At 59.0% G+C, this 969-nt stretch carries 1 protein-coding gene and 1 pseudogene; both read left to right on the top strand.

All coding sequences use genetic code 11. The annotated features are described in order from the left end of the window. On the top strand, positions 1-410 hold a 410-nt coding region (locus tag EOA36_RS36135), incomplete at its 5' end, for an OmpA family protein (RefSeq protein ID WP_145969540.1). 238 nt (positions 411-648) lie between these two features. Further along, positions 649-969 (top strand): annotated as a pseudogene (locus EOA36_RS36130) (hypothetical protein); the annotation flags it as partial.

The raw sequence follows: 969 nt of genomic DNA, 5'->3' as shown, positions 1-969 counted from the left end.
AGGCGGAACTGCGCCGGCAGCTCGAAGGCACCGGCGTCAGCGTTACGCGCAGCGGCGACCAGATCATCCTCAACATGCCATCGGATATCACCTTCAACACCGACCAGGACGCGGTGAAGCCCGGCTTCTACCAGGTGCTTAATTCCGTCGCCCTGGTGCTGAAGAAGTTCAAGCAGACCACGGTCGATGTTTTCGGCCACACCGATTCGACCGGTGGCGACCAGCACAATTTCGATCTGTCGCAGCGCCGCGCACTGGCGGTCGCCAACTACCTGTCCGGTCAGGGCGTCGATCAGCGTCGCTTCGCCGTCACCGGTTTCGGCAAGACGCGACCCGTCGCCTCCAATGCCACGGCCGAAGGCCGGGCCCAGAACCGACGCGTCGAGATCCAGCTTTCGCCGCTCACCTGATTGTTCGGCAAGAAATGCGAAGCGGCCCCACATGGGGCCGTTTTTTGTTGCGCGGACTCGACCCCCTTCAGTGTGGTACTGGAAAATTAGCTAATTCTAAATAATAGCTTTCCCGCGGTCATGGAAAGGAATAGCATCGATGCTGTTCCAGAGGGGATGAGGCGGTACAACTGGCCGCGAAATCAGCACTTTCCGCCTCGGTCTTGCACGGCCAGATCATGAAATCTGGGAGGAATGCATGACAAGAACAATCAGCCTTGGACGCTACGGCGTCCTCGCTTTGACAAGTGTTGTAGGTGCCTGGTTGGGCCTCGCTGCGGCTCATGCCGAGGACGCCAACAAGGCCGACATCGAGGCCTTGAAGAAATCGCTTGTCAAATATCAGGACTACACCGCCGCCGTCCGCGATCTCTATCTGTCGACCGTCGGCTGCGTCTACTACAGCGGCGAAAAGATACCTGGCTCCATGGACTATCCGAAGGGCGCCATGGGCATCCATTTCGTCAACGTCCCGAGCGTCGGCCAGAAACTCGACCCGATGAAGCCCAACGTCCTGATC

Origin of the sequence: Mesorhizobium sp. M8A.F.Ca.ET.021.01.1.1 (assembly GCF_003998025.1) — a bacterium.
Lineage (GTDB): Bacteria > Pseudomonadota > Alphaproteobacteria > Rhizobiales > Rhizobiaceae > Mesorhizobium.
This window is presented reverse-complemented; position numbering and strand designations above follow the sequence as displayed.